Source organism: Pseudomonas proteolytica, assembly GCF_007858275.1.
Taxonomy (GTDB): Bacteria; Pseudomonadota; Gammaproteobacteria; order Pseudomonadales; family Pseudomonadaceae; genus Aquipseudomonas; species Aquipseudomonas proteolytica.
This window is the reverse complement of sequence record NZ_VFEV01000007.1, coordinates 1-23,202: the sequence shown is the minus strand read 5'-3', so window position 1 is coordinate 23,202 and position 23,202 is coordinate 1. Positions and strand designations below refer to the sequence as shown.

Genomic DNA, 23,202 nt, shown 5'->3' with positions numbered 1-23,202 from the left:
ATCAGTCCGCCAGGCCGGGCGGTGGTGCGCTCGGTGGCTTGGCCGTGAGGGAGGTGATCTTGATCAGCAGGGCCAGGTGGCCGCCGTCCAGGTAGTTGAGCTGGTTGTTCTTGGTGCGCACGTCCGGCTGGCTCAGGTGCTCACTGGCAATCACGCTGCCGTGGTTGTCGAACTGGTTGAGCCAGAAGCTCGCATCAATCCGGGTAAAGCGCCCCAACTGCAGGTCCAGGGTGCCCTGGATGGGGAACTGGCCGAACTGTTCCTGGCCGTCGGTGATTTTCACCTTCACGGGCTGTTCGCCCAGGTTCTGCTCCCAGGCCTTGTGCAGCAGCACGGTGTAATCGCCATTGGCCTGGAGTTTTTCGACGATGTTGGTCAGGCGCGGCGGGCTGATTTTCTCGATCCCCTGGCGTGGAACGCCGGCATCCCAGTTTTCCGGGGCCGGCCGGCTGTTGATGACCGGTTCCGCATTCTGGCGGATCAGGATCATTTCCACCTGGTAGAGGCTGTCGGCAAACGCCGAAGGTGCGACTACCACCAACAACAGGCTCAGGATACGAAGCAGGCGCATGGGGCGTCCTTCAAGCAGATTTGGGGATGAGGCGCTCAAACAGCGCCTCCAATGTATTAAAGCGCTCTTCCGCACGTTCCATCGGTACCATGAACTTGAATAACGTGGCGCCTTCAAATTTGTAGCGGTTGGGCTGGCCCTGGATCAACTTGATCAACACCAACGGGTCCACCGGCGTCTGCGCTTCGAATTCGATACGCCCACCCTGAGGACCCGCATCGACCTTCTTGATCCCCAGTTGCTCGGCCTGCAATTTGAGCAGGGTCAGGCGCACCAGGTTCTTGGTCGGTTCCGGCAGCAGGCCGAAGCGGTCGATCATCTCCACTTGCAGGTCCTTGAGGCCTTCTTCGTCGGTGGCCGAGGCGATGCGCTTGTACAGGATCAGCCGCGCATGCACATCCGGCAGGTAGTCCTCGGGAATCAACGCCGGCAGGCGCAGGTTGATTTCCGGGCCGCCGCCCAGTGGCTGGTCGAGGTTCGGTTGTTCGCCTTTGCGGATGGCCTTCACCGCGCGCTCGAGCATCTCCATATAGAGGGTGAAGCCCACCGCCTGGATCTGCCCGCTCTGGCCGTCGCCCAGCAGTTCGCCGGCACCACGGATTTCCAGGTCGTTGGTGGCCAGCACAAAGCCCGCGCCCAGGTCCTGGGTGTTGGCGATGGCCTCCAGGCGTTTTTCCGCGTCGCCAGTGATTTGCTGGCGCGGTGGCGTCAGCAGGTAGGCATAGGCTTGGTGGTGACTGCGGCCGACCCGACCACGCAACTGGTGCAGTTGTGCCAGGCCGAACTTATCCGCACGCTCGATAATGATGGTGTTGGCGCTTGGCACATCGATACCGGTCTCGATAATGGTCGAGGCGATCAGCACGTTGAAGCGCTTGTGGTAGAAGTCGCTCATCACCTGTTCGAGTTCGCGCTCGCGCATCTGCCCGTGGCCGATGCCGATCCGTGCTTCTGGTACCAGTTCGGCGAGGTCGGCGGCGCATTTCTCGATGGTTTTTACGTCGTTGTGCAGGTAGTAGACCTGGCCGCCGCGCAGCAACTCGCGCAGCAGGGCTTCCTTGATCGTGCTGTTGTTCTGCTCCATGACGAACGTGCGCACCGACAAGCGCCGCGCTGGCGGCGTGGCGATGATCGACAGGTCGCGCATGCCCGACACCGCCATGTTCAGCGTGCGCGGGATCGGTGTAGCAGTCAGGGTGAGGATATCGACCTCGCTGCGCAGGGCCTTGAGCTGCTCCTTCTGGCGCACGCCAAAGCGGTGCTCTTCGTCGATGATCACCAGGCCCAGGTTCTTGATCTTCACGTCGTCCGACAGCAGTTTGTGGGTGCCGATGACGATATCGATCTTGCCTTCGGCCAGATCGGCGACAGCGGCACTCACTTCCTTGGCCGACTTGAAGCGGCTCATTACTTCCACGGTCACCGGCCAATCGGCGAAGCGGTCGCGGAAACTGTTGTAGTGCTGCTGGGCGAGCAGGGTGGTGGGCACCAGGATCGCCACCTGGCGGCCACCATGCACTGCGATAAACGCGGCACGCATCGCCACTTCAGTCTTGCCGAAGCCCACATCGCCGCAGACCAGGCGGTCCATGGGCTTGGGCGCGAGCATGTCGGCGCGCACGGCGTCGATGGTGGTTTGCTGGTCCGGGGTTTCTTCGAAGGCGAAGCCGGCGCTGAAGGTGGCGTAGTCGGCCTTCGGGTCGGCGAACGCATAACCTTCGCGGGCCGCGCGGCGGGCATAGATGTCCAGCAGTTCGGCGGCCACGTCTCTCACCTGCTCGGCGGCCTTGCGCTTGGCTTTCTGCCAGGTCTCGGAGCCCAGGCGGTGCAACGGCGCGAGGGCGTCGTCGCTGCCGGTGTAGCGCGCGATCAGGTGCAGGTTGGCCACCGGGACGTAGAGCTTGGCGCCCTCGGCGTATTCCATGGTGAGGAATTCGGCGGCCTGGTTGTCGATCTCCAGGGTCTGCAGGCCCAGGTAGCGCCCCACACCGTGGTCGATATGCACCACCGGAGCGCCTTCGCGCAGTTCGGTGAGGTTCTTGATGACCGCATCGTTGTTGGCGTCGGCGCGTTTTTCCCGGCGCCGGCGCTGCATCACGCGTTGGCCGAACAGCGGGCTTTCGGCAATCAGCGCCAGGGCCGGATCATCCAGTTGCAAGCCTTCGTTGAGCGGGGCAATGGTGATCGCCAGGCGGTCCTTGCCGGCCACGAAGTCCGGCCAGCTGTCGACGGTTTTTGGCCGCAGCTTCAGGCGTTCCAGCAACTCCAGCAGCACTTCGCGGCGCCCGGCGGATTCGGCGGTAAACAGCACGCGGCCCGGGAAATCGCCAAGGAAGTCGGACAGTGCTTGCAGCGGCTGGGTGGCCTTGGCTTCGATGGCCAGGTTCGGCAGGGTTTGGGCCGGGAAGCGTTCGCGACCGACACCGGCTTCTACATCCTGCTGGCTGGCGACCACGCGCGGCCAGTTCTTCAGGCGGGCAAAGCAGTCTTCCACCGGCAGGAACAGCTCGGCAGGCGGCAATAAAGGCCGGGAGGGATCGACGCGGCGCTCTTCGTAACGGTTGCGTACGTCGTTCCAGAAATTTTCCGCGGCCTGTTCGATGCCGGGCAGCGAGAACACCTGGGTGTCCTGGGGCAGGTAATCGAACAGGGTCGAGGTTTCATCGAAGAACAGCGGCAGGTAGTACTCGATACCGGCGGGGGTAATCCCGCTGCTCAGGTCCTGGAAGATCGGGCAGCGGCGGAAGTCCACGTCGAAGCGTTCGCGAAAGCGCGCCTTGAAGCGTGTGACCGCGTCTTTTTGCAGGGGGAATTCCCGGGCCGGCAGCAGCTTGATCGATTGCACCTTGTCGATGGACCGCTGATTTTCCGGGTCGAAGGTGCGCAGGGTCTCGATTTCGTCGTCGAACAGGTCGATGCGGTAGGGCAGTTTGCTGCCCATCGGGAAGAGGTCGATCAGCGCGCCGCGCACGGCGAACTCACCATGCTCGTACACCGTATCGACGCAGCGATAGCCGCTGGCTTCAAGACGGGTGCGCATCTGCTCTACATCGAGCTTCTGGCCGATATCCAACACCAGGCTGCTGCCCAGCAGAAACTTGGTCGGCGCCAGGCGGTGCAGGGCCGTGGTGATCGGCACCACCAGCACACCGTGGGCCAGTTCCGGCAAGCGGTACAGGCTGGCGATGCGCTGGGAAATGATGTCCTGGTGCGGGGAGAACAAGTCGTAGGGCAGGGTCTCCCAGTCCGGGAAATGCAGCACCGGCAAATCGGGGGCGAAGAAGCTCAGCTCCTGCTCCAGCCGTTCGGCACTTTGGCTGTCGGCGGTCAGCAGCAGGGTAAAGCGTTTGGCTGCACTGGCAGCCTCGGCAATGGCCAGGCTCAGGGCGGCACCGGGCAAATTGCCCCAATGCTGTTTACCTGCCTCGGCAGGGAGTAGCGGTAGACGCAGGACGGGCACGGAAGGTTGAGCTCCAGCGTTGCGACAAAGTCGGTAATTGTAACGGCCTGGAGTGCCGCCTGTCAGTTGCTGACTGTGCCTATTACGGTTTGTAGGAAATGTAGTGGCTAAGACAAACAATGTGCGGTTTTGACTCAATATGTAGTGCCAAAATGCACGTATGTTTCGGAGGGTTACGGACAAGACGCCCAGGTCTTTCTCCGAGGGGGGCGCTGGAAGCCGCGTATTTACTGGCTTGTAGCGCGGTGAAAATTATTTGCAAGGGCTTTTGTTGCGTGGCGCGCATTGCTCCAGGGGCGGTCGGGCGGCATAATGTAGCCCCTTTTTTCAGCCCCTACATGTGGAAGGTTCCCGTGACTCAGAAGCCCGACCAGTGTCTTGGTGAATGGATCGACCGTGAAGCACTCGCAGAAGCGATGATCCCGCTTATCGGTCAGCTGTACCGCAATAACAATGTGGTGAGCTCGATCTATGGCCGCAGCCTGATCAACCAATCAGTCATCGCGATTCTCAAGGCTCATCGCTTTGCTCGCCATCGTTCTGCCGACGATAGCGAACTCTCCGTCCACGAAACATTCCCTCTGCTTAAAGCCATGAGCGAGCTCAAGCTCGGCGCGGCCTCCGTAGACCTGGGCAAGTTGGCGTTCAAATTCCGCGCCCAAGGCAATGGCCGCAGCGCCGAGCAGTTCGTGCGTGAAGAGCTGGCCGAAGTCGTTGGCCAGCAGAACGCCGCCGCCCGTAAAGGCACTGACGTTGTGCTCTACGGCTTCGGTCGTATCGGCCGCCTGTTGGCACGCATCCTCATCGAAAAAACCGGCGGTGGCGACGGCCTGCGCCTGCGGGCCATTGTTGTGCGCAAAGGCGCCGAGAATGACCTGACCAAGCGCGCCAGCCTCTTGCGCCGCGACTCGGTACACGGTTCGTTCAATGGCACCATCACCATCGACGAAGAAAACAACACCATCACCGCCAACGGTAACCTGATCCAGGTGATCTACGCGAAGAACCCGACCGAGGTGGATTACACCCAGTACGGCATCCAGAACGCATTGCTGGTGGACAACACTGGTGTATGGCGTGATGCCGACGGCCTGGGCCAGCACCTGGCCTGCCCGGGTGTCGATCGCGTTGTGTTGACCGCGCCTGGCAAGGGCAAGCTGAAGAACATCGTTCACGGTATCAACCACAACGAAATCACCGCTGACGACAAGATCGTGTCCGCCGCTTCCTGCACCACCAACGCCATCGTGCCGGTGCTCAAGGCTGTGAATGACAAGTTCGGCATCATCAACGGTCACGTCGAAACCGTTCACTCGTACACCAACGACCAGAACCTGATCGACAACTTCCACAAGGGCGATCGCCGTGGCCGTAGCGCCGCGCTGAACATGGTCATCACCGAGACCGGTGCTGCCACCGCTGCTGCCAAGGCCCTGCCTGAGCTGGCCGGCAAGCTGACCGGTAACGCGATCCGCGTACCCACGCCGAACGTGTCGATGGCCATTCTCAACCTCAACCTTGAGAAAGCCGCCACCCGTGAAGAGATGAACGAGTACCTGCGCTACATGGCGCTGCACTCCGATCTGCATAAGCAAATCGACTTCGTCAATTCCCAGGAAGTGGTGTCCACCGACTTCGTTGGCTCGCGCCACGCCGGTGTGGTGGATGCTGAAGCGACCATCACCCAGGATAACCGCGTTGTACTGTACGTTTGGTACGACAACGAGTTCGGTTACAGCTGCCAGGTGGTGCGTGTGATGGAAGACATGGCCGGGGTCAACCCGCCTGCGTTCCCACGCTAAGCATCAGCGCTAAATGAAAAAGCCCCGACTGGTTCGGGGCTTTTTTATGCCTGGGGGTTTCGTGTTGGGGCTTAAGGCCTCATCGCGGGCTTGCCCGCTCCCACAGTTTGATTTGCGAATACATTCAAATGCGGGCTTGCCCGCGATAGCGATCTATCAGGCCCCACCGACCACCGAAGCCTGCGCCGTACGCAGTTCATGCCGGTTACCCTTGAACAGCACCAAGGTCGCAATCAACCCCAGCACCGCTGCCCCGCTGAGCCAGATCCCCGGCGCGGCCTTGTTATCCAGCACGTGGATCAGGTAGGTACAGGCCGCAGGAGTAAAGCCGCCAAAGGTCGCGGTCGCCAGGCTGTAGGCCAGGGAGAAACCGGTGGTGCGGACCTGCACCGGCATGATCTCGGTCAGCGCCACCACCATGGCGCCGTTGTACGAGCCATACAGGAACGACAGCCACAACAGCACGATCAGCAGGTGACTGAAACTCGGGTTGACCACCAGCCACGACAGCGCCGGGTAGGCCGTAAGAATCGCCAGGATCGTCGCACCGAGCAGCAACGGCTTACGGCCGATCTTGTCGGACACCGCGCCCATCACCGGCAGCCAGATAAAGTTGGAAATACCCACGCACACGGTGACCAGCAACGCATCCAGGTCTGAGAGGTGCAACTCGGCCTTGCCGAAGGTCGGTGTATAGGCGGTGATCAGGTAGAACGACACGGTGGTCATCACCACCAGCGCCATGCCTGCCACAACGATGCCGAAGTTCTGGCCAATCGAGCGGATGATTTCCTGCAGGGTAGGGCGGTGTTTACGTGCCTGGAATTCCGGGGTTTCTTCCAGGGAGCGGCGAATCACGAAGATCACCGGCACGATCAGACAGCCGATCAGGAACGGCACGCGCCAGCCCCATTCCCCCATTTCCTCTGGGCTCAGCCAGTGATTCAGGCCCACGCCCAACAGGCCGGCGAATACCACCGCAGCTTGTTGGCTGGCGGACTGCCAGCTGACGAAGAAGCCCTTGCGCCCCGGCGTGGCGATTTCCGCCAGGTACACCGAGACCCCGCCCAGTTCCACGCCGGCGGAGAATCCCTGCAGCAACCGGCCAAACAGCACGATCAGCGGGGCAGCCACCCCGAGGGTGGCGTAGCCGGGTACGCAGGCGATCAGCACGGTACCGGCGGCCATCATGGCCAGGGTGATCACCAGGCCCTTTTTACGGCCGTGGCGGTCGATGTAGGCGCCAAGGAAGATCGCCCCCAGCGGGCGCATCAAGAACCCGGCACCGAAGGTCGCCAGGGATAACATCAGGGACGCAAAGGCGCTGTCGGCAGGGAAGAAGGTTTTGGCGATGGCCGTGGCGTAGAAGCCGTAGACCATGAAGTCGAACATTTCAAGGAAGTTACCGCTGACAACGCGAAAGATCGCCTTGCCTTTGCCCGTGGTGCTGGACATGTCATTTACTCAACTGGCTATTTTGTTGGAAATCCCTGGTCGTTGTTTGTCCGTGCTGCTGGATCCGGGCGCGCGGTGGCGCCAAAGAGTTTTGTAACCATATGTGTATCCGTGTTGCCGAGCAACAAAAACCGTTAGCAAGCTGGCTATTTGCCTCGGGCCAGGCCTCATCAGGCGACTACATGCCGCATAATGGCGCGCCCCGGAAATATGCTTGAGTGCGGCTTCATTCAGTTTCAGTAGCGATAAGGGTGTGTGGCCTATGGGCGGTTTGCGATACGTAGTGGTGGGGGCTTTGCTGGCGATCTTGGCGGGCTGTGGCAACGGTGAGGTGCTGGAGGCGTTTGGCGGCCCGACCATGGGCAGCACGTATTCGATCAAATACGTGCGCACCTCTGGGACGCCGGCGGCCGGGGTGGTCCAGCCGCAGGTCGAGAGCATCCTTGCCGAGGTCGATCGGCAGATGTCGACCTATCGCAGCGACTCCGACATCGAGCGCTTCAATGACCTGCCGGCCAACACGTGCCAACCGATGCCCGAGCCGATCCTGCACTTGGTGCGCACTGGCGAGCAGTTGTCCCAGGCCAGTGGCGGGGCGTTTGACCTGACGGTCGAGCCACTGCTGAACCTGTGGGGCTTCGGTCCCCAGGCGCGGCAAGTCAAGATCCCGGACCCCATGGCATTGGCCCAGGCACGCCAGCATGTCGGCCATCAGCACCTGCGTGTCGACGCTGGCCAGTTGTGCAAGGACGCGGCAGTGCAGGTGGACTTCAACAGCATCGCCGCCGGCTACACGGTGGACCGGATTGCCGAGCGGCTGGGGCAGTTGGGTATTGAGCGCTACCTGGTTGAAGTGACCGGCGAGCTCAAGGCTGCCGGGCGCAAGCCCGACGGTACGCCCTGGCGCGTGGCCCTGGAGGAGCCCCGTGATGACCAGCAAGTCGCGCAGCGGATTATCGCGGTGGACGGTTTCGGCGTGTCTACTTCAGGTGACTATCGCAATTATTTCCAGCAGGATGGTCGCCGCTATTCCCACACCCTGGATGCCAGGACCGGCGCACCGATCACCCACCACCTGGCGTCGGTCACGGTACTGGAGCCTTCGGCGTTGATGGCCGATGGTTTGTCGACCTTGCTGTTGGTGCTGGGGCCGGAAGAGGGTTGGGACTATGCAGAAAAACAGCAAATCGCGGCTTTTTTTGTGATGCGTGAGGGGGATGCTTTCGTCACACGCAGCAACAAAGCGTTCGAACAACTGACGGCGGTCAAGCCGTAATCAATACTGTGTAGTAAAGGCAAAACTGGCCTACGACGCGACCAAGGGTTAATGTGCGCGGCGTTGAGCCTTGTATAGACTGTGCCCCGGCTCACACACCTGAGCCTATTTGATCCTTCATGACCGCTGGCCGCGGCATGATTTAGCCAGGCGCCCAACCGTGCGCCCTGGCCTGTTCTGAGGAGTACGCATGGCTGTCTACAACTACGACGTGGTGGTACTGGGTTCCGGCCCAGCTGGAGAAGGTGCGGCGATGAATGCCGCCAAAGCAGGACGCAAGGTGGCGATGGTCGATAGCCGTCGTCAGGTCGGCGGTAACTGCACCCACCTGGGCACCATCCCGTCCAAGGCCTTGCGTCACTCGGTGCGCCAGATCATGCAGTTCAACACCAACCCGATGTTCCGGGCCATTGGTGAGCCGCGCTGGTTCTCGTTCCCGGACGTACTGAAAAGCGCCGAGAAAGTCATTTCCAAGCAAGTCGCCTCGCGTACCGGCTACTACGCCCGTAACCGTGTCGACCTGTTCTTCGGCACCGGTAGCTTCGCCGACGAGCAAACCGTCGAAGTGGTCTGCGCCAACGGCGTGGTCGAGAAGCTGGTGGCCAAGCACATCATCATCGCCACCGGCTCGCGCCCGTATCGCCCGGCGGATATCGATTTCCACCACCCGCGTATCTACGATAGCGACACCATCCTCAGCCTGGGCCACACCCCGCGCAAACTGATCATCTATGGCGCCGGCGTGATTGGCTGTGAATACGCCTCGATCTTCAGCGGCCTGGGTGTACTGGTGGAGCTGGTGGATAACCGTGACCAGTTGCTGAGCTTCCTCGACTCGGAAATTTCCCAGGCGTTGAGCTACCACTTCAGCAACAACAACATCACCGTGCGCCACAACGAGGAATACGACCGCGTTGAAGGCCTGGACAACGGGGTGATCCTGCACCTCAAGTCCGGCAAGAAGATCAAGGCCGACGCCTTGCTCTGGTGCAACGGCCGGACCGGCAACACCGACAAGCTGGGCATGGAAAACATCGGGGTCAAGGTCAACAGCCGTGGCCAGATCGAGGTGGATGAGAACTATCGCACCTGCGTCACCAACATCTACGGTGCGGGTGACGTGATCGGCTGGCCGAGCCTGGCCAGTGCCGCCCACGACCAGGGCCGTTCGGCCGCTGGCAGCATTGTCGACAATGGCAGCTGGCGCTACGTGAATGATGTGCCGACCGGGATCTACACGATTCCCGAGATCAGCTCCATCGGCAAGAATGAACACGAACTGACCAAGGCCAAGGTGCCTTACGAAGTGGGCAAGGCGTTCTTCAAGAGCATGGCGCGTGCGCAGATCGCCGGCGAGCCGCAAGGCATGCTGAAGATCCTGTTCCACCGCGAGACCCTGGAAGTGCTCGGCGTGCATTGCTTCGGCTACCAGGCCTCGGAGATCGTGCACATCGGCCAGGCCATCATGAACCAGCCGGGTGAGCAAAATACCTTGAAGTATTTTGTGAACACCACGTTCAACTACCCGACCATGGCCGAAGCCTATCGGGTCGCCGCATACGACGGCCTCAACCGGCTTTTTTGAGCGGCTCCGGCCGGTGGCCTGAGCCGGCCGGGGAGACCGATTTCAGTAATTCCCGAGAGTGGCAGTGGCCAAACCGGGAAAGTCTGTAATCAGGCTATCTACGCCGAAGTCGGCGAGCCTGCGCATCAGCGCGGGTTCGTTGACTGTCCACACGGACACGTGCAAGCCCTGGCGCTGGGCTTTTTCCAGTCGCTCGGGGGTGCACAGCGTCCAGTTCAACGCCAGAATCTCACAGCCATAGTTCTGCGCGACCTTCAGCGGGTCGAGCCAGGCATATTCGGCCACCAGTCCACGGGACAGGTCCGGCGTCAGGTCCAATGCGGCCTTCAACACTTCCCGCGAGCTTGAGGTCACAGTGACCTTATCCAGCAGGCCAAACTGCTGGGCCATTTCCCGAATCGCCAGCACGGTGGTCGCGGCGCGGGTGCGTGAGGCGCTTTTGACTTCCAGTTGCCAGTGGTCGAAATCGCACTTTTCGAACAGCTCTTCCAGGCGCGGGATCGGGCAGGGGGTGACCCAGCCCGGGCCGCCTTTGCGCGCGTCCATCTTCACCAGGTCGGCGGCGGAGTATTCCACCACCTTGCCGCGGCGGTCGGCAGTGCGCTTGAGGGTCGGGTCGTGGATCACCATCAACTCGCCGTCCATGGACAGGTGCAAGTCCAGTTCGCAACGGCGCACGCCGTGCTTGAGGCATTGCTGGAAGCTGGTCAGGGTGTTTTCCGGTGCTTCGCCTTTGGCGCCGCGATGGCCATAAATCAGGGTCACAGTTGCTCCTTTTCGCCAGGTGCTGGCTGGATAGATACGAGATCAGGTGTCTTGGCCGTCGCTTTGTTCCCGGGCCAGGCGCCGTTCCTGGGCCTGCTTTTGCAGTATGTAGCGGGCCAGCAACTGACGCTGGGCGTCGGTCATGGATTCGAACTCGGTGCCCACATCGAAGCCGCTGCCTTTTGGGTCGCAATGGGTGACTTTGGCTCTTAGCAGCAGGCCAAGGGCCTGGGGCATCAGCACGAGCTTGACCGCCAGGTGGCTGCCCGGCGCGAGTACCGTGGGGTGCTGGAAGTCGATGCCGCCTTCGGAGATGACCACCGGCTGCGGTGCGCCGATCTCGCCCAGCAGGCTTTGCGCCATGACCTGGCTGAGCAAATCCATGCGTTTGTTCTGCACCTTGAGGAAGGCAGCGAGGGTGCGGTCGCGCTCGCCGAGCTGGCGCAGCAGGTGCTGGGACTCGAATTCGCTCAGGTGCAGTTCACTGAGCAGGTTGAACAGCGGGGAATCATCCAGCAACACTTCCTTGCTCGCCGCTTGGGGGGCAGACAGGCTTTTGATTTGGAGTGCGATCATGTCGTCGATACGGTAGTATTCGCGGCGATCTTCTTCATCTAATGTCGTCATGGCGAACCCCAGGTAACGGTAATGGTCTGAGTGTAAAGCTGCTTACCAGACCCCGCCACCGGGACGTCTTCTTTTCCTCCGAACAAGCCCCGACATGTTCAGACCTCTCTTCGTATTTATCGGCACGCGTTATACCCGTGCAAAGCGTCGCAATCATTTTGTGTCGTTCATTTCCCTGACTTCCATGATCGGACTCGCCCTGGGCGTGGTCGTGATGATCGTGGTGCTATCGGTGATGAATGGCTTCGATCATGAGATGCGCACCCGCGTGCTGGGCATGGTGCCCCACGCGACCATCGAGTCCGGTGAGCCCCTGGGCGACTGGCAAAGCCTGGCCGACAAGGTCAAGCAGAACCCCAAGGTGCTGGCCGTCGCGCCATTTACCCAGATGCAGGGGCTGCTGACCAACGATGGCAAGGTGCAGAAAGTCCTGCTCAATGCCATCGACCCGGCGCAGGAGCGCAAGGTCTCGATCATTGACCAGTTCATGCAGCAGGGCAAACTTGACGATCTGGCGCCTGGCAGCTTCGGCATCGTCATTGGCGACCGCGCAGCAGCCAAGCTGGGCGTGGCCATCGGTGACAAACTGACCTTCGTCGCCCCAGAAGTCACGGTGACTCCGGCGGGTATGTTCCCGCGCATGAAGCGCTTTACCGTGGTCGGCATCTTTCATGTGGGTGCCGGCGAGATCGACGGCTTCCTCGGCTTGACCAACCTCACTGACCTGGCCCGCCTGCATCGCTGGAAGCCGGACCAAGTGCAGGGCCTGCGCCTGAAATTCAACGACTTGTTCGAGGCCCCGCGCGGTGCCTGGGAAATCGCCCAGCACCTGGGTGAAAGCCAGTACTACGCCCGCGACTGGACCCGTACCCACGGCAACCTGTACCAGGCGATCCGCATGGAAAAGGCCATGATCGGCCTGCTGCTGCTGCTGATTGTCGCCGTGGCCGCCTTCAACATCATCTCCACCCTGGTGATGGTGGTGAACGACAAGAAGGGCGATATCGCCATTCTGCGTACCCTCGGCGCCACGCCGGGGCAGATCATGGCGATCTTCATGGTCCAGGGCACGGTGATTGGCGTGGTCGGCACCTTGATCGGCACGGTGGTGGGCATTTTCGCCGCGCTGAACGTCAGCGCCGCCATCGCCGGTGTCGAAACCCTGATCGGCCACAAGTTTCTCAACGCCGACGTCTATTTCATCGACTACTTGCCATCCCAGGTGCAGAGCCAGGATGTGTTGATGGTGGGCGGCGCCGCGTTGGTCCTGAGTTTCCTTGCCACCCTGTATCCAGCCTGGCGCGCGGCACGTACCCAGCCGGCGCAGGCTTTACGTTATGAGTGAATCGGGCATGAGTGAAAAAGCAATCCTGAGCTGCCGCGACCTGGGCAAATCCTACGAGGAAGGCCCGGAATCGGTGGTGGTCTTGTCCAACCTGCAACTGGAACTGCATCCCGGCGAGCGCGTGGCGATCGTCGGCAGTTCCGGCTCCGGCAAAAGTACTTTGCTCAACCTGTTGGGCGGCCTTGATACGCCGTCCCAAGGCAGTGTGTGGCTGGCCGGTGAAGAGCTCTCGGCGCTGAACGAGAAGGCCCGTGGCCAGTTGCGCAATCGCTCCCTGGGCTTTGTGTACCAGTTCCACCACTTGCTGCCAGAGTTCACCGCCCTGGAAAACGTGTGCATGCCGCTCCTGATCGGCAAGACCGCGATCCCGGAGGCTCGCCAGCGTGCCACGGCGTTGCTCGAGCGCGTCGGCCTCGGCCATCGCCTGGAGCACAAGCCGGCAGAATTGTCCGGTGGCGAGCGCCAGCGTGTGGCGATTGCCCGTGCCCTGGTGAACAACCCGGGCCTGGTGATGCTCGACGAGCCGACCGGCAACCTCGACTCCCACACCGCCCAGGGCATCAAGGACTTGATGCTGGAGCTGAGCACCCAGATGCGCACCGCGTTCCTGGTGGTGACCCATGACATGAGCATGGCCCGGCAGATGGACCGTGTGCTGCACCTGCAGGAAGGTCATCTGGTCGCCATCTGACCTGTTTCAAGCCCGGTGCCTGACGCCGGATTTTCTATTTTTTCAGGCGGTGCAAGCGAATGTTCAGACCGTTATCGATTTTCATCGGCACGCGCTATACCCGCGCCAAGCGCCGCAACCGTTTTGTTTCGTTTATCTCGATGACCTCGATGATCGGCCTCGCCCTGGGCGTGCTGGCGATGATCGTGGTGTTGTCGGTGATGAACGGGTTCCAGCGGGAAATGAGTTCACGCATTCTCGGCATGGTGCCGCACGCGACGATTGTTGGCGTCAACCCGATCAGCGACTGGCAGCCGGTGGCTGCTGCGGCCCTGAAGAACCCGGAAGTCACGGCGGCCGTGCCGTTTACCGAGATGGAGGGCATGCTGTCGTACAAAGGCTCGATGCAGCCGATCCAGATCAGCGGGATCGACCCGGCTCAGGAAGGCAAGGTGTCCATCGTCACCCAGCATATCGTCCAGGGCAATCTGGAGAACCTGCAACCGGGTGAGTTCGGCGTGGTGATCGGGGAAATCACCGCGCGCCGTTTCCGCCTGAACGTGGGCGACAAGCTGACGCTGATCGTCCCCGAAATCAGCACTGCACCCGGCGGCATCACCCCGCGCATGCAGCGTTTGAACGTGGTGGGCGTGTTCAAGGTCGGTGCCGAGTTGGATGGTTCGATGGCCCTGATCCACGTCGCCGATGCCGCACAAATGCTGCGTTGGCAGCCCAACCAGGTGCAAAGCGTGCGCCTGGCGGTCAAGGATTTGTATGCGGCGCCCAAGGTTTCGGCGGATATCGCCACTGGCCTCGGCGCAGCCTATAAGGCTGACGACTGGACCCATACCCAGGGCAGCCTGTTCAGCGCGATGAAGATGGAAAAGACCATGATCGGCCTGCTGTTGCTGATGATCGTCGCCGTCGCGGCCTTCAATATCATTGCCACGCTGATCATGGTGGTGAACGACAAAGGCGCGGACATCGCGATCCTACGCACCATTGGCGCCACGCCGCGGCAGATCATGGCGATCTTCATGGTCCAGGGCACGGTAATCGGTATTGTCGGCACGTTGATCGGTGGTGTGCTGGGGGTGATTGCCGCGCTCAACGTCAGCGAACTGGTGGGCTGGATGGAGCGCGTGACCGGGCAGCATATCTTCAGTTCGGACGTATATTTTGTCAGCAACCTGCCTTCGGAACTGCAAGGCGGCGATGTGTTGTTGATTTGCAGCGCCGGGTTTGTATTGAGCTTTTTGGCGACGATCTACCCGGCGTATCGCGCGGCGAAGATTGAGCCGGCGCATGCCCTGAGATACTCGTAGGTCTTGAGATCGCTATCGCAGGCAAGCCAGCTCCCACATTTGACTGTATTCACAAATCAAAATGTGTGGGCTTGCCCGCGATGAGCATGAGTATCTACACAACTCGCTCTTCTGGGTATGTGTATATATCCGTTGCCGCAGCAATGGATATGCCCCCTACATCAGCCCAAAACCCAGAGCCCAGAAGTATCAGAGAGTTGTGTCGATACTCATGCCGCGATGAGGCCCGCCCGGCTTGCATCAACCCCCCTTGGGCAACTCAATCACAAACCGCGTCCACCCCGGCTGTGACTCACAGAAAATCCTCCCCCCGTGCGCCCGCACAATCGACTGGGTGATCGCCAACCCAAGCCCCGCATGCTCACTGCTACCCTCGTGCCGCGCCGGATCTACGCGGTAGAACCGGTCAAACAGCTTGGGCAGCAACCCTTGGGGAATCCCGGTCCCGGTGTTTTCCACACTCAGCGTTACGCCCTGGGTGTTTTCGCTGATCCGCACCCGTACTTCACCCCCCGGCGGCGTAAAGCGCACGGCATTGTCCAGCAGATTGGAAAACGCCCGGCGCAGCATGCTGCGGTCACCGGCGGTACTGGCGCTGCCGTCGCGCAGCAGGTTGACCTGGGCGTCTTCGGCCAATGGCGCGAAAAACTCCAACAGTGCGTCCACCTCGTTGGCCAGGGCCAGCGGTTCGCGTCTGGGGTTCAGCAACCCGTGGTCGGCCTTGGCCAGGTAAAGCATGTCATTGACCAGTTGGGCCATCCATTGCAGCTCTTCCAGATTGCTGTGCAGCGCTTCGCGGTAGTCCTCCAGAGGGCGGGGATGGGTGAGGATCACCTGGGTCTGGGTCAGCAGGTTCGATAACGGCGTGCGCAGTTCGTGGGCGATATCGGCAGAGAACGCCGAAAGTCGCTGGAACGCGTCGTCCAGGCGGCTGAACATGGCGTTGAAGGCCTGGGCCAGTTCCGCCAGTTCGGCCGGCATCTGTTCCTGGGGCAGGCGCTGGGTCAGGGAGTGGGCACGCACGCGGCTGGCCACTTCGGTCATCCGTCGCAGGGGCCGCAGGCCGCTACGTGCGGCCCAGGCGCCGAGGAGTGCGGTCGCCACGGCGGACAGGCCGACCGTCAGCCAGATCAGGTGCTGCATGCGTTGCAGGAAGTGTTGGTGGTGGGTGATGTCCAGCATTAGCACAAGCTGCGCCGAACCTGGCTTGCCGGGATTCAAGGGGGCGTTGTACACCCGGTAATGGGTGCCGGCGTTTTGCAGGCTGTGCAGGCCAGGGGTGGCGGGCAATTGGGCGGGAATGGACGGGGAGCTGTCAAACCAGCGCTGGCCATCGGCGGCGTTGATGCGCACCGACAGGTCGGGTTGATGGCTCAGTTCGTCTGTCAGTGCGGCCACGCGTTGGGCAAACAGCGCCGGGGTATCGGCATCTTGCAGGGCGCTGCGCAGGGCCATCAGTTTGCTGTCGAGCAGTTGTTGGTCCAACTCGATGAAGTGCTTTTCGCTGGCCTGGCTGAACAGTACGCCCGCCAACAGCGAGACCACGGCAGTGCAGCCGGCAAACAACAACGCCAGACGGCTGGCCAGGGAGATACGCTTCATCAACTGAACCGCTCTTCCAGCACATAGCCCATGCCGCGCACGGTGTGGATCAGTTTATTGGGAAACCCGTCATCGATTTTCAAGCGCAGGCGGCGGATGGCGACTTCGATGATATTGGTGTCACTGTCGAAATTCATGTCCCAGACCTGGGAGGCAATCAGCGACTTGGGCAGCACTTCACCCTGGCGGCGCAGGAGCATTTCCAGCAGGGCGAACTCCTTGGCGGTGAGGTCGATGCGCTGGTTGCTGCGTTCCACCCGACGGCGGATCAGGTCCAGGCGCAGGTCGGCCAGGTGCAGGCTGGTCTCTTGGGGCGTGCTGCTGCCCCGGCGCAACAGGCTGCGCACCCGGGCCAGCAGTTCGGAAAAGGCGAAAGGCTTGACCAGGTAGTCGTCGGCCCCCAACTCCAGGCCATGGACCCGATCCTCGACCGCATCCCGCGCGGTGAGGAACAGCACCGGGATCTCCAGGCCGGCGCTGCGCACGGCCTGGAGGATTTGCCAGCCGGTGCGCCCGGGAAGCATCACATCCAGAATCAGCAAGTCGTAGTCTCCGGTCAGCGCCAGATGCTGGCCGGTGGTGCCGTCGGCCACCAGTTCGGTATTGAACCCGGCTTCAGTCAGGCCCTGGCGCAGGTATTGGCCGGTTTTGGGTTGGTCTTCGACGATCAGCAGTTTCATAGGCAACTCATGGCAACGGGTAGCAGCGGGCTTTATACCGTGTGCGCCAGGGGGTTGGCGCAACCTGACAAAGTTGTAATCTAGCAGTCAGGTAGCTGGCAGCGGCGCATTATTAGAGTGTCCCACAGGCTGGCTTTATACCTTTGGAGGATAAACATGTTTTTGCGTAAATCTTGGTGGCTGGCAGGTTGCCTGATGGTGTTGAGTGTTCCGGCGCTGGCCGATGGCGCCCACACTTTTGCCTTTGGCCAGGCGGCGCCGGCGACCAAGGCCACTCGTACGGTGGAGGTGGTGCTGCAGGATATTTCCTTTGCCCCCACCTCACTTGACGTAAAAGCCGGTGAGACGGTGCGCTTTGTGCTGGTCAACAAGGGCCAGTTACTGCACGAATTCAACCTGGGGGATGCGAGCATGCATGCCGATCACCAGAAAGAAATGCTCAAGATGCAGGCCAGCGGCATGCTGACCGCCACCGGTATGGGCCAGATGGACCACGCGGCGATGGGCCATGGCGACATGGGCGGGATGAAACATGATGATCCCAACAGCGTGCTGGTGGAGCCGGGCAAGACCGGTGAACTGACTTGGACCTTCAGCAAGGCCGGTGCGCTGGAGTTTGCCTGCAACCTCCCAGGGCACTATCAGGCGGGAATGGTTGGCAAGCTGCACGTCAGTCCATAAAGGCGATGCTCAAAGGCGGGCGCAAAGGCTGGTAGACTGGCGGGGTTTATTTAGCCAGGTTTCCGCCATGCATCCCGCAGCCGAACATTCGCCGCTGGGCAAGTCCAGTGAATACATTTCCACTTACACACCCTCATTGCTATTCCCTATCCCTCGTGCCGCCAAATGGGCCGAGTTGGGCCTCACCGCCGAAACGCTGCCCTACAACGGCGTGGATTTCTGGAACTGCTTTGAACTGTCCTGGCTGTTGCCGTCCGGCAAGCCGGTGGTGGCGATCGGTGAGTTCAGCATCCCGGCTGACTCGCCGAACATCATCGAGTCGAAGTCCTTCAAGCTCTACCTCAATTCGTTGAACCAGACGCCGTTTGCCCAGGTGTCCAACCTTGAGGCGACCCTGCGTGCCGACTTGAGCGCGGCGGCCGGCAAGCCGGTGGGCGTGCGCATCCGCAGCCTGGCCGAGGTGGAAGACGAAGGCCTGGTACGCCTGCCGGGGGTGTGCATTGATGACCTGGATATCAGTGTCAGCAACTACGAGCACCCGCGCCCGGAACTGCTGCGTTGCGACGATTCCCGTGTGGTCGAGGAGAGCGTGCACAGCCATCTGCTCAAGTCCAACTGCCCGGTGACCAGCCAACCGGATTGGGGCAGCGTGGCGGTGGAGTACCGCGGCGCGGCGCTGGATCACGCCAGCCTGTTGGAGTACCTGGTGAGTTTCCGCCAGCACTCGGACTTTCATGAGCAGTGCGTGGAGCGGATCTTTCTCGACCTGCAGCGCTTGCTCAAGCCTGAGAAGTTGACGGTGTATGCGCGGTATGTGCGTCGGGGCGGGTTGGATATCAATCCTTACCGCAGTACCGAGGACGTGCCGTTCCAGAACCTGCGCCTGGCCCGGCAGTAAGCTTTACACCAAACAAATGTGGGAGCTGGCTTGCCTGCTCCCACATTGGGTTTTGGGCTTGGTTTGGGGTTTGGATCAGATGCCCATATTGCCCAAGGCCACCACAATATTGCGCAATGTCCCGGCAATGCCTGGATGGTCCAATTCGAAACGTTCGACTGCCAGGTTTACATCATCGGCAATGCTGGGCGGTTGAGTGGCAGGTTCCAGTTCCAGTTGCACTTCAAACTTGGCAATCAAGGCTTCCAGCGCTTCGCGTTTTTCCAGTGGCAGAGGCGGGTCCTGATTCAATTGCTCGCGCAGGATGGAAACCTGTTCTTGCAGTTTTTCGCGGGCAGGCATGGCGTTCTTCCTTTTATCGATAGGCACTGGCATAGACCACGGCACGCCGAGAAAGGTCTACGGGATGACCTGTAGATTAATCCACTGGCGCCGACTGTGCATGATCTTGATCAGGGCTTTTCGCCTTTGAGCCGGCGCAGGCTGATGTCTGCCAGGCACGTGTCCAATTCACCCAGGTGGTCGATCACCGAGTGCACGCCAAGCCCGTACAGTGCGACGGTAGCCTTGGCACGCTTGTGTTCGCGCGCCTGTTCGTCCAACGCTTGCCATTGGGTCGGGGAGAGCCCGCACAGCGATCCGCAGGACGCCAGGCCAATTGTCCAGAGCCCGGCATTGAGCCCGGATTGCAGCAGTCGGGGTTCTCCACTGACCAGCACGCAGCCGTCCAGGCGCTCAATGTTCAGGTCCATCAAGGCTTGCCAGCAGGCATGGGGCGCAGGCCAAGGGGTGGCCGTGGGACGGGTGCCCTGGACCCAGCCGGGCAGGGCTGCGGCCAGTGCCGTGGTGACGGTGGAGGGCAACTCATCCAGCCAGGCGCAGGGGGTGCCTTGTCGACTGAGCGATTGCAGGATATTCAGGGCGCCAGGGGTGGCCAGGGTTTCGCCAGCGGGGATGGTGTCGGCGTGGGCCATGGAACCGAAGTCCACCAGGCAGCCACTGAGCCCAAACAATACGGCGGTGAGGGCGGGGGCGTTCTCTGCAACGATCTGGGGGTGGGGCATTGGGACGTCCCTGAAAATAGCTGTGACGCTATCGAAGGTCCGTGACAGGTAGATGACACCTGATTAGATTGTGGGAAAATTGTACATTTTCTGAATGACATTTCCGTCAAGCTGCCTAATCTTACACTTCCGTCATATACTGCCGCCTTATTCAGGGCATAGCGCCCATGACAGATTATTCAAGGAGTTCAAGCTATGCGCTGGAGCCAGTGTCTTGCTCAACTATCCGTGTGTGCCAGTGTCCTGCTGGTACCTTTCGCCGCCCAGGCTGCGGAAGACGACCCATGGGAAAGCATCAACCGCCCGATCTTCACCTTCAACGACACCGTTGATACCTACGCACTCAAGCCATTGGCCCAGGGCTATCAGTTCATTACTCCGCAATTTGTCGAAGACGGTATCCATAACTTCTTCCGCAATATCGGTGACGTGGGCAACCTGGCCAACAACGTGCTGCAGCTCAAACCTCATCAGGCGGGTGTCGATACCGCGCGCTTGCTGGTCAACACCACGTTTGGCGTGTTGGGCTTGGTTGATGTCGGCACCAAAATGGGGCTGCAACGCAGTGATGAAGACTTCGGCCAGACCCTCGGTTACTGGGGCGTGGGCAGCGGTCCTTACGTGATGCTGCCATTGCTGGGCCCAAGCACCCTGCGTGATGCTCCGTCCAAGTATGTCGACAGCTACACCGAACCGTACCGCTACATGAACGACATTCCTACGCGTAACAGCGCCATGGGCCTGGATATCATCGATACCCGCGCCAGCCTGCTGTCGGCTGAAAAGCTGATCAACGGCGACAAATACACCTTTATCCGCAATGCCTACCTGCAGAACCGTGAGTTCAAGGTCAAGGACGGCAATGTAGTGGATGATTTTTAAGGTTAAACCTTGAATGAAAAAGGCGGCCCTCGAGGCCGCCTTTTTTGTGTGCATTGATTTCAGTACATCTTGAGAATTTTCAGGCCCAGGTGTTGGTCGTCGTCTTCTTTCCTTGCCCATACCACTTCGGTGTCCGCTTCCAGACCTTTGAGTGCGGCATGTTCTGAGTCGATACGCACCTTCAGTTGGTCGCCCACGTTGAATGGGTGCTGCGCCTGAACCTGCATTCCAGAGCTGGAGAGGTCCAGGCAGACCCCGGCAATCTCCTGGCCGGCGTGGATCAGCGACACGTCGGCCTCCACCCGCATGCGGATGAAATCGCGCTTTTCCGCGTAGTCACGTTCATTTGCGCTCATAGGTTTCATCCTTCCATTGCGTTGTGGTTTTGCCTGTTCTTATAACTCCCGGTGATTTGCGATGTAAAGACGCCCAGCGACCATCGGCATGAGCTTGAAACCCCTGGCGGATGGGAGTACCGTCTGCGCCTTAGAAGGGCACCTCTGCTTTACCTTTGTGCGTGAGCCAAAAGCTCGTGTTTTGTAGGACAGAGAGGCTAGAAAGCGAATCCAGTAGTGCGAGCCCGGCCATTGCCAAGCTGCCTACGCCAACCTAATTCTGGCGCCGTTTGCCCACATGCAAAAAACCAGTGCCACGCTGCTGATAATCGATGACGACGAAGTAGTGCGCGCGAGTCTCGCGGCCTATTTGGAAGACAGTGGCTTCAGCGTCCTGCAGGCCGGCAATGGTCTTCAGGGTCTCCAGGTGTTTGAGCGCGACCAGCCCGACCTGGTGATCTGCGACCTGCGCATGCCCCAGATGGGCGGCCTTGAGCTGATCCGCCAGGTGACCGAGCTTGCCCCGCAGACGCCGGTGATTGTCGTGTCCGGTGCCGGGGTGATGAACGACGCCGTGGAAGCCTTGCGCCTGGGCGCCGCCGATTACCTGATCAAACCCCTGGAAGACCTGGCCGTATTGGAGCACTCAGTGCGCCGAGCGCTGGATCGTGCCCGCCTGCTGCTGGAAAACCAGCGTTATCGCGAGAAGCTCGAAACCGCCAACCGTGAACTCGAAGCCAGCCTCAACCTGCTCCAGGAAGACCAGAACGCCGGTCGCCAGGTACAGATGAACATGCTGCCGGTCAGTCCCTGGACTATCGACGAGTTCCAGTTCGCCCACCAGATCATCCCGTCGTTGTACCTGTCGGGCGATTTTGTCGACTATTTCCGCGTGGATGAGCGCCGTGTCGCGTTCTATCTGGCCGATGTCTCCGGACACGGCGCATCCTCTGCATTCGTGACCGTGTTGTTGAAGTTCATGACCACACGGCTGTTGTTCGAATCCAAGCGCAACGGCACCTTGCCGGAGTTCACTCCCTCGCAAGTGCTGGGCCACATCAACCGAGGCCTGATCAGCTGCAAGCTGGGCAAGCACGTGACGATGGTCGGCGGCGTGATTGACGAAGAAACCGGTCTTTTGACCTATAGCATTGGCGGTCACCTGCCATTGCCGGTTTTATACACTCCGGACAGTGTGCGTTATCTGGAAGGGCGTGGTCTGCCGGTTGGCTTGTTCAATGAAGCCACCTATGAAGACCACATCCTGGAATTGCCACCGGCCTTCAGCCTGACGCTGATGTCCGATGGCATCCTGGACCTTCTTCCAGAGCCTACACTCAAGGAGAAAGAAGCTGCCTTGCCCCAACGGGTCAGGTCGGCGGGCGGCAGCCTGGATGGCCTGCGGCAGGTTTTTGGATTGGCCACGCTAGGGGAGATGCCGGATGATATCGCCCTATTGGTGTTGAGCAGGAATCTTTGATGAGTACCGGAAGAATCCAATTCGCCGAGCAAGATGGGACCTTCGTCCTGAAGTTTGTCGGTGAAGTGCGCCTGACATTGTGTTCGGCGCTGGATGCAACGATTGAGCGGATTTTCACTGCCTTGAATTTCTCGGCGATCGTGATCGATCTGACCGAAACCCGCAGCATCGATAGCACCACCCTTGGGCTGTTGGCCAAGTTGTCCATTCTGTCTCGGCAGAAGGTTGGACTGCTGCCGACCGTCGTCACCACCCACGAAGACATCACCCGGCTGTTGCAGTCGATGGGTTTCGACCAGGTGTTCAACATCGTCGACCGCCCGATCCCATGCCCGGAGTGCCTGACCGACTTGCCGTCCCAGGATCAATCCGAGGAAGTGGTGCGGCTCAAGGTGCTGGAGGCGCATAAGATCCTCATGGGCCTGAACGAATCCAACCGCGAAGCCTTCCACGACCTGGTCAATGCCCTCGAGCGGCACTGACCTCACGGTTGGAGCACTGTCAAAATGTGGGAGCTGGCTTGCCTGCGATAGCTATAGGTATCTACACAACTTTGCCGCAACGCCTAAATCCAGGCAGATAGCGCAGTTGTGGCGAGCGGGCTTGCCCCGCGCTGGGCTGCGAAGCAGCCCTAAACCCTGCCATCGCGGTTTACCTGAAGAAACGCGGCGGGCTTTTCGGGGCTGCTTCGCAGCCCAG

21 protein-coding genes are annotated in these 23,202 nt (G+C 60.6%); 11 read left to right on the top strand and 10 right to left on the bottom strand.

The window, feature by feature from the left end:
* Nucleotide 1 precedes the first annotated feature (1 nt).
* Nucleotides 2-571 (bottom strand): CsiV family protein, encoded by a 570-nt coding sequence (locus FIV38_RS06850; protein ID WP_092231736.1) that lies wholly within the window; start codon nucleotides 569-571, stop codon nucleotides 2-4.
* Between the two features lie 10 nt (nucleotides 572-581).
* Nucleotides 582-4,031: a transcription-repair coupling factor gene (gene mfd, locus FIV38_RS06845; RefSeq protein ID WP_092231732.1), complete on the bottom strand. Its 3,450-nt coding sequence runs from the start codon at nucleotides 4,029-4,031 to the stop codon at nucleotides 582-584.
* Nucleotides 4,032-4,369: 338 nt separating this feature from the next.
* On the opposite strand from mfd, the gene FIV38_RS06840 reads away from it, so the two are divergent.
* Nucleotides 4,370-5,833, top strand: coding sequence for a glyceraldehyde-3-phosphate dehydrogenase (locus FIV38_RS06840; RefSeq protein WP_029300102.1), 1,464 nt, complete (start codon nucleotides 4,370-4,372; stop codon nucleotides 5,831-5,833).
* Nucleotides 5,834-5,989: 156 nt separating this feature from the next.
* Here the strand turns inward: FIV38_RS06840 and tcuC are convergent, their stop codons facing one another.
* Complete coding sequence (gene tcuC / locus FIV38_RS06835; protein WP_029300103.1) at nucleotides 5,990-7,288, bottom strand: MFS transporter; 1,299 nt, start codon at nucleotides 7,286-7,288, stop codon at nucleotides 5,990-5,992.
* Between the two features lie 262 nt (nucleotides 7,289-7,550).
* Between tcuC and FIV38_RS06830 the strand changes: the two genes are divergently transcribed.
* Both FIV38_RS06830 and sthA read left to right on the top strand, forming a co-directional pair.
* Nucleotides 7,551-8,564, top strand: a complete 1,014-nt coding sequence (locus tag FIV38_RS06830) for an FAD:protein FMN transferase (RefSeq protein ID WP_177410396.1) — start codon at nucleotides 7,551-7,553, stop codon at nucleotides 8,562-8,564.
* Nucleotides 8,565-8,754: 190 nt separating this feature from the next.
* Complete coding sequence (sthA, locus tag FIV38_RS06825; RefSeq protein ID WP_024074093.1) at nucleotides 8,755-10,149, top strand: Si-specific NAD(P)(+) transhydrogenase; 1,395 nt, start codon at nucleotides 8,755-8,757, stop codon at nucleotides 10,147-10,149.
* A 42-nt stretch (nucleotides 10,150-10,191) separates the two neighbouring features.
* Here the strand turns inward: sthA and FIV38_RS06820 are convergent, their stop codons facing one another.
* Nucleotides 10,192-10,914: a glycerophosphodiester phosphodiesterase gene (locus FIV38_RS06820; RefSeq protein ID WP_070994690.1), complete on the bottom strand. Its 723-nt coding sequence runs from the start codon at nucleotides 10,912-10,914 to the stop codon at nucleotides 10,192-10,194.
* 42 nt (nucleotides 10,915-10,956) lie between these two features.
* On the bottom strand, nucleotides 10,957-11,541 hold the full coding sequence (locus FIV38_RS06815; RefSeq protein WP_092231728.1) for a PilZ domain-containing protein: 585 nt from the start codon (nucleotides 11,539-11,541) through the stop codon (nucleotides 10,957-10,959).
* Nucleotides 11,542-11,635: 94 nt separating this feature from the next.
* Between FIV38_RS06815 and FIV38_RS06810 the strand changes: the two genes are divergently transcribed.
* From FIV38_RS06810 to FIV38_RS06800, 3 genes are read left to right on the top strand one after another with little or no spacing between them, the layout of a single operon-like run.
* On the top strand, nucleotides 11,636-12,886 hold the full coding sequence (locus FIV38_RS06810; RefSeq protein WP_029300109.1) for a lipoprotein-releasing ABC transporter permease subunit: 1,251 nt from the start codon (nucleotides 11,636-11,638) through the stop codon (nucleotides 12,884-12,886).
* 7 nt (nucleotides 12,887-12,893) lie between these two features.
* A complete protein-coding gene (gene lolD / locus FIV38_RS06805) occupies nucleotides 12,894-13,577 on the top strand; it encodes a lipoprotein-releasing ABC transporter ATP-binding protein LolD (protein WP_166647875.1) in 684 nt (227 codons plus the stop codon).
* A 59-nt stretch (nucleotides 13,578-13,636) separates the two neighbouring features.
* Nucleotides 13,637-14,881: a lipoprotein-releasing ABC transporter permease subunit gene (locus tag FIV38_RS06800; protein WP_029300111.1), complete on the top strand. Its 1,245-nt coding sequence runs from the start codon at nucleotides 13,637-13,639 to the stop codon at nucleotides 14,879-14,881.
* A gap of 240 nt (nucleotides 14,882-15,121) precedes the next feature.
* Here the strand turns inward: FIV38_RS06800 and FIV38_RS06795 are convergent, their stop codons facing one another.
* Both FIV38_RS06795 and FIV38_RS06790 read right to left on the bottom strand, forming a co-directional pair.
* Complete coding sequence (locus FIV38_RS06795) at nucleotides 15,122-16,483, bottom strand: heavy metal sensor histidine kinase (protein WP_092231725.1); 1,362 nt, start codon at nucleotides 16,481-16,483, stop codon at nucleotides 15,122-15,124.
* Nucleotides 16,483-17,163: a heavy metal response regulator transcription factor gene (locus FIV38_RS06790; protein ID WP_029300776.1), complete on the bottom strand. Its 681-nt coding sequence runs from the start codon at nucleotides 17,161-17,163 to the stop codon at nucleotides 16,483-16,485. Before FIV38_RS06790 ends, FIV38_RS06795 begins: the two co-directional genes overlap by 1 nt.
* A gap of 156 nt (nucleotides 17,164-17,319) precedes the next feature.
* On the opposite strand from FIV38_RS06790, the gene copI reads away from it, so the two are divergent.
* Nucleotides 17,320-17,844 carry a copper-resistant cuproprotein CopI gene (gene copI, locus FIV38_RS06785; protein WP_092231722.1) on the top strand — a complete coding sequence of 175 codons (525 nt, stop codon included), beginning with the start codon at nucleotides 17,320-17,322 and terminating at the stop codon, nucleotides 17,842-17,844.
* A gap of 67 nt (nucleotides 17,845-17,911) precedes the next feature.
* Complete coding sequence (gene queF / locus FIV38_RS06780; protein WP_029300772.1) at nucleotides 17,912-18,742, top strand: NADPH-dependent 7-cyano-7-deazaguanine reductase QueF; 831 nt, start codon at nucleotides 17,912-17,914, stop codon at nucleotides 18,740-18,742.
* A gap of 75 nt (nucleotides 18,743-18,817) precedes the next feature.
* Here the strand turns inward: queF and FIV38_RS06775 are convergent, their stop codons facing one another.
* On the bottom strand, nucleotides 18,818-19,084 hold the full coding sequence (locus tag FIV38_RS06775) for a DUF4404 family protein (protein WP_029300769.1): 267 nt from the start codon (nucleotides 19,082-19,084) through the stop codon (nucleotides 18,818-18,820).
* 110 nt (nucleotides 19,085-19,194) lie between these two features.
* Entirely contained in the window at nucleotides 19,195-19,806 is a 612-nt protein-coding gene (locus tag FIV38_RS06770) for an HAD superfamily inactivated hydrolase PcrP (protein WP_092231719.1), read from the bottom strand.
* 195 nt (nucleotides 19,807-20,001) lie between these two features.
* On the opposite strand from FIV38_RS06770, the gene FIV38_RS06765 reads away from it, so the two are divergent.
* A complete protein-coding gene (locus FIV38_RS06765; RefSeq protein WP_029293840.1) occupies nucleotides 20,002-20,688 on the top strand; it encodes an MlaA family lipoprotein in 687 nt (228 codons plus the stop codon).
* Nucleotides 20,689-20,747: 59 nt separating this feature from the next.
* Here FIV38_RS06765 and FIV38_RS06760 read toward each other — a convergent pair whose 3' ends face one another.
* The gene (locus FIV38_RS06760) at nucleotides 20,748-21,044 is read right to left on the bottom strand and encodes a PilZ domain-containing protein (protein ID WP_092231716.1); all 297 of its coding nucleotides are present in this window, start codon (nucleotides 21,042-21,044) and stop codon (nucleotides 20,748-20,750) included.
* Between the two features lie 277 nt (nucleotides 21,045-21,321).
* On the opposite strand from FIV38_RS06760, the gene rssB reads away from it, so the two are divergent.
* Nucleotides 21,322-22,503, top strand: coding sequence for a two-component system response regulator RssB (gene rssB / locus FIV38_RS06755; protein ID WP_029293844.1), 1,182 nt, complete (start codon nucleotides 21,322-21,324; stop codon nucleotides 22,501-22,503).
* Nucleotides 22,503-22,985: an anti-sigma factor antagonist RssC gene (gene rssC / locus FIV38_RS06750; protein WP_029293846.1), complete on the top strand. Its 483-nt coding sequence runs from the start codon at nucleotides 22,503-22,505 to the stop codon at nucleotides 22,983-22,985. The genes rssB and rssC overlap by 1 nt, the downstream gene beginning before the upstream one ends.
* Nucleotides 22,986-23,202: the final 217 nt, after the last annotated feature.

Excerpts from the sequence above, each read along its gene's own strand:
- FIV38_RS06830 (WP_177410396.1), top strand. The coding sequence starts at position 7,551 with ATGGGCGGTTTGCGATACGTAGTGGTGGGGGCTTTGCTGGCGATCTTG.
- lolD (WP_166647875.1), top strand. The coding sequence starts at position 12,894 with ATGAGTGAAAAAGCAATCCTGAGCTGCCGCGACCTGGGCAAATCCTAC.
- FIV38_RS06765 (WP_029293840.1), top strand. The coding sequence starts at position 20,002 with ATGCGCTGGAGCCAGTGTCTTGCTCAACTATCCGTGTGTGCCAGTGTC.
- FIV38_RS06800 (WP_029300111.1), top strand. The coding sequence starts at position 13,637 with ATGTTCAGACCGTTATCGATTTTCATCGGCACGCGCTATACCCGCGCC.
- queF (WP_029300772.1), top strand. The coding sequence starts at position 17,912 with ATGCATCCCGCAGCCGAACATTCGCCGCTGGGCAAGTCCAGTGAATAC.
- tcuC (WP_029300103.1), bottom strand. The coding sequence starts at position 7,288 with ATGTCCAGCACCACGGGCAAAGGCAAGGCGATCTTTCGCGTTGTCAGC.
- FIV38_RS06770 (WP_092231719.1), bottom strand. The coding sequence starts at position 19,806 with ATGCCCCACCCCCAGATCGTTGCAGAGAACGCCCCCGCCCTCACCGCC.
- FIV38_RS06850 (WP_092231736.1), bottom strand. The coding sequence starts at position 571 with ATGCGCCTGCTTCGTATCCTGAGCCTGTTGTTGGTGGTAGTCGCACCT.
- rssC (WP_029293846.1), top strand. The coding sequence starts at position 22,503 with ATGAGTACCGGAAGAATCCAATTCGCCGAGCAAGATGGGACCTTCGTC.
- FIV38_RS06815 (WP_092231728.1), bottom strand. The coding sequence starts at position 11,541 with ATGACGACATTAGATGAAGAAGATCGCCGCGAATACTACCGTATCGAC.
- FIV38_RS06790 (WP_029300776.1), bottom strand. The coding sequence starts at position 17,163 with ATGAAACTGCTGATCGTCGAAGACCAACCCAAAACCGGCCAATACCTG.
- FIV38_RS06810 (WP_029300109.1), top strand. The coding sequence starts at position 11,636 with ATGTTCAGACCTCTCTTCGTATTTATCGGCACGCGTTATACCCGTGCA.
- FIV38_RS06775 (WP_029300769.1), bottom strand. The coding sequence starts at position 19,084 with ATGCCTGCCCGCGAAAAACTGCAAGAACAGGTTTCCATCCTGCGCGAG.
- rssB (WP_029293844.1), top strand. The coding sequence starts at position 21,322 with ATGCAAAAAACCAGTGCCACGCTGCTGATAATCGATGACGACGAAGTA.
- sthA (WP_024074093.1), top strand. The coding sequence starts at position 8,755 with ATGGCTGTCTACAACTACGACGTGGTGGTACTGGGTTCCGGCCCAGCT.
- FIV38_RS06840 (WP_029300102.1), top strand. The coding sequence starts at position 4,370 with ATGTGGAAGGTTCCCGTGACTCAGAAGCCCGACCAGTGTCTTGGTGAA.
- FIV38_RS06795 (WP_092231725.1), bottom strand. The coding sequence starts at position 16,483 with ATGAAGCGTATCTCCCTGGCCAGCCGTCTGGCGTTGTTGTTTGCCGGC.
- FIV38_RS06760 (WP_092231716.1), bottom strand. The coding sequence starts at position 21,044 with ATGAGCGCAAATGAACGTGACTACGCGGAAAAGCGCGATTTCATCCGC.
- copI (WP_092231722.1), top strand. The coding sequence starts at position 17,320 with ATGTTTTTGCGTAAATCTTGGTGGCTGGCAGGTTGCCTGATGGTGTTG.